Origin of the sequence: Microcystis sp. M113S1 (assembly GCF_020246945.1) — a bacterium.
In the GTDB taxonomy this organism is placed as follows: Bacteria; Cyanobacteriota; Cyanobacteriia; order Cyanobacteriales; family Microcystaceae; genus Microcystis.
Genome location: NZ_JADBSA010000299.1, coordinates 1 through 6002 on the forward strand (window position 1 = coordinate 1; position 6002 = coordinate 6002).

A 6002-nucleotide genomic window follows, 5' to 3' on the forward strand; every position below is an offset into this window, starting at 1 on the left:
CTTCATCGTCAGACTCTCTGCTATTCAAAATGTGTCAAAATGTTAGAAAATTCCCTACCGTTTCTAATTCATTACCTTAAGTTTAAGGATGTTCCAGTTCCCTACACTTTTGCTTGATTCATCTTTACATCTGACAACGCCAAAAATTATCCTTCGTCGTCAAGGCAAAGACTGGCAATGTTTTGATCCAATTACCTTGAAAATGCCGGGAGAAGCGGGAGTAGAACCAGATACTTGTTTTTATATTGATAATAGACAGGCAATTTTAGGCAAAGAGAGAATTGATTTAACTGTCGATCCTCCTCCCGATTTAGCTATAGAAGTGGATTTTACTTCCCTGACTGATGTAGAGGCCTATCAATTGCTAAAAATCCCTGAATTGTGGGTTTATCGTCGGGAAGAATTAAAAATATATCTGTTCAGAGAAGACAGTTATCAAGAAAGCGAAAATAGTCGTCTCTTTCCCGATATAAATATCAAGAAACTTTTACCCTATTATGTAGAATTAGGCTGGAATCAAGGTTCTAGTATTGCCTTACGTCAGTTTGAAGCTTTAGAGAATTTTAGTTAATAAATATTACCAATTGTAAATTTAAATATTTTTAAGTATTGAAGGTATTTGCATATAAAATACTTATCATTTTGCCCCGATTGCCTCTAACTTTTCCCTCCCCACAGTAATCACTGGGTAAATAGAAAATTTCTCACTCTTTCTCCTAGAGATGAAGTACAGATTAATCCTTACTCATCAAGTATTTTAGCAACAATAACTAACCTCATCTTTCTGAGAAAGGCTGTAGCGAAAGAAAATCTGATCAGTGGGAGCGTTACTTTTGTTGTTGGGTTTCCTCGCTCGAACTGTTCTAGGTTTGGGAAATGGAGTCAAGATACAGAGTATCCGGACAGATATCTTGTTCGTTCGGCCAAGTTACCGTACCATCTAGAACTTTTACTTGATTAAAATAATGTTGGTTTTTAAGTTCTTGAAAGATGCCAAAATCAAGCAGTGGTGAACAATCATAAATTTTCTTTTCTTCATTAGTAAAGATGAGTTGTAATTGATAGTTGGGCAAAGGGATAACTTCTTTAACTCTAGGATTCATCATTTATCTCAGTGGTTCAATTTTATACGGTTGTTGTCCTGAAATAGCGAGTTCCCAGTTAGCCATCAATTCATCTTGATGAATCTCGATCCAAGCGGAAAGTAATTTCATTTTAGCATTAGGAATAGCTCCTTCAAGAATTTCTCCATCTGGAATGGCGACAATGACTTCCGAATTTTGATATCTAGCATGAATGTGAGGTTTATGGTGTTGTTTATTGTCCATGAAGTACATATAAATAATAATTCCGTAAAACATGGATATGGCTGGCATTTGTATCCTTGTGGTTATTTGAGAGGGATAGGTTTATTATAGCGAAGGAAAATCCGATAAGTCGGCGCGTTACTTTTCATGGATCAATATTTCGGGAAATAGTCAGGTATTTATCCTCCAATCGGATAATTCTCGCAACTTGCTCAGGATTTGGCGAGTTATAGGAGTTGGTTTCGCTCTAGGACGCGTTATGTTTACAAAATCTCGATCTCGCGCTCGATTACGGTGATAATTTGTAAAATATTTCTAGATTCGCTTGGTTGAACGTTTAACTCGTCTCCCACATGGACATGATCGGGAAAATTGGCTAGATCGGGAAAATGTTCCACGTTATCCCAGCGTTTTCTTAACTTCTGTTTGCTTGCGTCCATCCATTGATAGCGATAGCTTATCGTAACGATGCGTTGATCGATCGAGGTAAAAGCTTCAGCAATTTCTAAAAAATCTCCGTTCGTTAAAAGGACTCTCGCTCGGAAATAGCCTCGATCGAATAAAATTCTTTCATCGACAATCGTAAAAGACTTGACGATCGAACTCTCGGATAATTTCCGTTTAACTAGGGGAATATAATCGACTATCTCCATCTAATTCCACCGTAAACCTATCTCTTTTCTAGCTGCCAATAGCATTTCATAATAAACATTCCACTCGAAATAATCCATATCGTCCCCTAGCTCACCGGAACGAAATCTAGGATAGAATTCTTCCGAACTCATGCGATATTGATTTTCGTATTGCTTGACACGGTTTTCTAAATCCAAAATTTGAGCGTTAATCTGCAAATTTTCCCGTTGTTCGCTCTCAATTTTTCGATTCAGTAACTCTCTTTCTTCCTCGGAGAGAGAGAGAATAATTCGTGCGAGAGAATCAATCAGTTGGGTATTCATTATCGTTAAAATCCGAGATAGGATTATACTAAATCCAGTTATTAAAGACTGATTATCTATTCCTCCTACCCCCCCGATGTCGGGGGGCAGGGGGGGTTGCCTCTTGCCTCTTGCCTATCCTGATAGGTAGCCTATACTCAACGGATTTAGGATTATTTCCCCTGAGAACTGTAGCAGATTCGATCGAGAACCGCTGCCATGACTGCTAGGAAATAATGGATGGATGAGGCTGCACCTATCCACCCTAAATGTCTAAATCTGCGGGGCTAAATTTCTTGTGAATCTGAGGAAAACCTAACTGTTTAATCACTTGATGTTTGCGTTCTTCCTCAAGGGATGACAACTGATGATAATTAACCCAGTGAATACAGTTAACCGGACAAGTCTCGATCGCTTCTTGAATAATTTCTTCCTCGTCACCGTCCTGATTATAGACGCGAGAGCGACCGTATTCGCCTTCAATAAAAAAGGTATTGGGGGCAACGTGGGCGCAGTGTTTACAACCGATACAAGTGACCTCATCGACGTAAACCGCTTTCTGGCCCAGTAAACCGCCCAATTCAGGTTCAAAACCAGTGCGATCGGGGGAATCTCTTAGGAATCCCCCCAACTCTGGTTCAAAACCAGAGCGTTCGGGAGAAAAATCAGCCATTAGGCACTCCAACGTTGTACCACTAGACGAATAGAACCATCAGTATTTTTTTCCTGTGCTGCCACCTGAAAACCCTGTTTAGCAGTTTCTGCCAGAATGGTGTGGTAGGCATAACCTTGATTTACTTTTCTTAAAAATCCTTCTACGGTTAGGGGTTGTTGCCAGTATTGCAAATCGGCAACTAACTCGTACTCGTTACCATTCCAGCGAAAACCGATATCGTAATTGTTATCTTGTTCAATTACCACCTCTGCGGTTAAAGTTTGACCTTGATAACCTTTGACAGGGTGAGAACCCTCTTTCCATTCCATACCCATATCCGTTAGGGCGGCTTTTAGGTAGGATAGATCGCGGATTTTGGTTTTGATATTGCTAAAGTGTGACATGGTTTTTCAGTGGCTTAAATAATGGGATTGGGAAAGATGAAAAATTACCAGTCGCTAAAAGTGGCTTTGTTGCTGACTTTCTCTGACTGGCTGACGGTTTGATGGTAATAATCCGAGGTTTTCTCTTGAGACATCAGCTGCCCGAGTTGTGCCTCGATCGCCGCCGTCACCTCTTGACAAGATGAACCGACTATGCCTGTCACCTTTTCCATGACGCGACCATCGGGATAGATAATAAACTCTAGGCTTTCCATGCTCATAGCTCTTCTCAGCGTGATCTGGGGTTTGCAAAGCTCCCTATCGTTTTAATTTACGATAGTTTGCTAATCGTAGCAATCTGGTTAAAATTTTAGCAAAACTTTATATTATCTCACCCAACCACTTTCATTTTTTGTAAGTTTCCCGTAACTTTTCTTCATCGTCAAGGGCGAACCTTGACCGAGGAGGCATAATTTAACAAAACTACACAAAAAAGACGACCTGAAGCGATAAATTGAAAATAAAGGAGATGCAACGGCGAACCACGACCGCCGAGATCATAGAATTTTGTCTATAGGAATCAGAACAAAATGAATAAACAAACAGCCAGCGATCGCCTTCGGATCGGTGTTTTGGGTTTTGGTGGTTTGGGACAGGCTGCCGCTAGAATTCTCGCCCCCAAACAGGAAATGCTTTGGACTGCCGCCGCCGATAAAGCCGGTTTTGCCTACCACAAAGACGGTCTAGATGTCAATACCTGTAACAAAATTTATCATGACCAAGGTTCGATCGGTTATCTGGAAAATTACGGCAGTCTCAGCGAGAACAGTATCGAGGAATTAATCAAAACTGCCGACGTAGAAGGCTATTTTCTCGCCTTACCGAATTTACCTAACAATTTCATGGCCGATATCGCTAAAACTTTCATTCGCTTAGGTTGGCGCGGGGTTTTAGTCGATGCCCTCAAACGCACCAGCGCCATGGAACAAATCTTAGCACTACAAGCAGACCTAGAAGCCGCCGGCATCACCTACATGACGGGCTGCGGTGCTACCCCCGGACTGTTAACTGCGGCTGCCGCCCTAGCAGCCCAGAGTTATGGGGAGATTCATAGCGTTAAAATTACCTTTGGCGTGGGAATCGCCAACTGGGAGGCTTATCGTGCCACTATTCGCGAAGATATCGCCCATTTACCCGGTTACGACCCAGAAACGGCGCACTGGATGAGTGATGCGGAAGTGGAAATGCTGTTAAATAAAACCAATGGCATTCTCAGCCTCGAAAATATGGAACACGCAGACGATATTATGCTGGAATTAGCCGGAATTTGTGGACGCGATCGGGTTTCCGTCGGGGGTGTGGTGGATACGCGCAACCCGAAAAAGCCCTTGAGTACCAATGTTAAAGTCACGGGGCGGACTTTTGAAGGCAAAATTTCCACCCATACCTTCACTTTGGGTGATGAAACCAGTATGGCGGCTAATGTCTGCGGGCCAGCTTTTGGTTATCTGAAAGCGGGGGTTTCCCTACATCGTCGCGGTATCTACGGATTATGGACAGCAGCGGAGATTATGCCCCAATTTGTGCGCTAGGGGTTTCTCTGCCGTAAAATACCTAAAACTTTCGGGAAAATAGCGGGTAAGGGGGCGATCGCTTCTAGGCTCTCTCCCGTGACCGGATGTACTAAAATTAAACGATGGGCATGGAGTAATTGCCCGGGTAGATTAATCCCGATGGAACGACCTGAACTATAGAGGGGATCCCCAAGAATCGGATGACCGATTTGGCTGCTATGAACGCGAATTTGATGAGTTCTGCCAGTTTCTAGGCGAAATTCCATTAAGGTGTAGTTGCCCAGTCTTTCCTTGACTTGCCAGTGAGTGACGGCATTTCTACCTCCTTTTTCCACGGCAATAATCGCCATCTTTTGGCGATCGCTGCGGTGACGACCGATCGGCAGATCAATTGTACCTGTCTCCGTTTTGGGGACACCGTGGACGAGGGCGATGTATTCCCGGCGGGCAGTTTTGGTTTTTAATTGTGCCTGTAGGTGTTGATGGGCCTGGTCGGTTTTGGCAATAACGATCGCACCCGTGGTATCCTTATCTAAGCGGTGGACTATACCAGGGCGTTGAATTCCACCAATTCCGGCTAAATTCGGGCAGTGATGCAGTAAAGCGTTGACCAAGGTTCCCGATTCGTGGCCGGGAGCCGGATGAACCACTAAATCGGCAGGTTTATTGATAATAATCAGATATTCGTCTTCGTAAAGAATATCAAGCTCGATCGCCTCGGCGGTTAATTCCAGGGGTTGACTGTCGGGAATGGTAATCTTTAAGCGATCGCCTTGACCAACTTTAGTATTTTTATTAGTGCAAATTTGACCATTTAACTGTATATATCCCTGTTCTATCAGTTTTTGCAGCCTCGATCTCGATAAATCGGGCAATTGTGACCCCATCCAAGCATCTAAACGTTCTTTTTTTCCCGCAACTTCTAAGTTTAATTGGTTCATCGGTTTTTAGTGATCAGGGTGTAGGGTGTCGGGGAATCAAGAAAAACTGACTGGAGATTAGTTAATCTACTTAGGGTCTGCTGAATAAATCTAAAAACCTTGTTGGGTAAGACTTTTAGACTTTTTGTCAATCAAAAAGTACCAGGCATGGGAGTGATCAGGGGGAAAATTCAGGTACTTTTTCCCTGAAAATTAGGTAGTTGACCA

The 6002-nt window shown here is 42.8% G+C and carries 10 protein-coding genes and 1 pseudogene; 3 read left to right on the forward strand and 8 right to left on the reverse strand.

Annotated features, from left to right (window positions below):
• Together IM319_RS15150 and IM319_RS15155 are read left to right on the forward strand one after the other, a co-directional pair.
• Window positions 1–117 (forward strand): annotated as a pseudogene (locus IM319_RS15150) (IS1 family transposase); the annotation flags it as partial.
• Window positions 89–571, forward strand: coding sequence for a Uma2 family endonuclease (locus IM319_RS15155; protein WP_287736120.1), 483 nt, complete (start codon window positions 89–91; stop codon window positions 569–571). The pseudogene IM319_RS15150 and the gene IM319_RS15155, both read left to right, overlap by 29 nt.
• Before the next feature lie 292 nt (window positions 572–863).
• Here the strand turns inward: IM319_RS15155 and IM319_RS15160 are convergent, their stop codons facing one another.
• The 7 genes from IM319_RS15160 to IM319_RS15190 form a co-directional block, all read right to left on the reverse strand.
• Window positions 864–1106, reverse strand: coding sequence for a DUF2442 domain-containing protein (locus IM319_RS15160; RefSeq protein ID WP_271972538.1), 243 nt, complete (start codon window positions 1104–1106; stop codon window positions 864–866).
• Window positions 1107–1376, reverse strand: coding sequence for a type II toxin-antitoxin system toxin DhiT (dhiT, locus tag IM319_RS15165; RefSeq protein ID WP_287736123.1), 270 nt, complete (start codon window positions 1374–1376; stop codon window positions 1107–1109).
• 194 nt (window positions 1377–1570) lie between these two features.
• A complete protein-coding gene (locus IM319_RS15170; RefSeq protein WP_286825017.1) occupies window positions 1571–1960 on the reverse strand; it encodes a toxin-antitoxin system TumE family protein in 390 nt (129 codons plus the stop codon).
• The gene (locus IM319_RS15175; RefSeq protein WP_286825016.1) at window positions 1961–2263 is read right to left on the reverse strand and encodes a hypothetical protein; all 303 of its coding nucleotides are present in this window, start codon (window positions 2261–2263) and stop codon (window positions 1961–1963) included.
• Between the two features lie 244 nt (window positions 2264–2507).
• A complete protein-coding gene (locus IM319_RS15180) occupies window positions 2508–2915 on the reverse strand; it encodes a ferredoxin (protein ID WP_287736126.1) in 408 nt (135 codons plus the stop codon).
• On the reverse strand, window positions 2915–3301 hold the full coding sequence (locus IM319_RS15185) for a DUF1257 domain-containing protein (RefSeq protein WP_286825013.1): 387 nt from the start codon (window positions 3299–3301) through the stop codon (window positions 2915–2917). The genes IM319_RS15180 and IM319_RS15185 overlap by 1 nt, the downstream gene beginning before the upstream one ends.
• A 44-nt stretch (window positions 3302–3345) precedes the next feature.
• Window positions 3346–3561, reverse strand: a complete 216-nt coding sequence (locus tag IM319_RS15190) for a DUF2997 domain-containing protein (protein ID WP_286825012.1) — start codon at window positions 3559–3561, stop codon at window positions 3346–3348.
• A gap of 309 nt (window positions 3562–3870) precedes the next feature.
• Here IM319_RS15190 and bioU point away from each other — a divergent pair, with 309 nt between their 5' ends.
• Window positions 3871–4872, forward strand: coding sequence for a (S)-8-amino-7-oxononanoate synthase BioU (bioU, locus tag IM319_RS15195; RefSeq protein WP_287736128.1), 1002 nt, complete (start codon window positions 3871–3873; stop codon window positions 4870–4872).
• Here the strand turns inward: bioU and IM319_RS15200 are convergent.
• Window positions 4869–5795 carry an RluA family pseudouridine synthase gene (locus IM319_RS15200; protein ID WP_287078416.1) on the reverse strand — a complete coding sequence of 309 codons (927 nt, stop codon included), beginning with the start codon at window positions 5793–5795 and terminating at the stop codon, window positions 4869–4871. The genes bioU and IM319_RS15200 overlap by 4 nt on opposite strands.
• Window positions 5796–6002 lie beyond the last annotated feature (207 nt).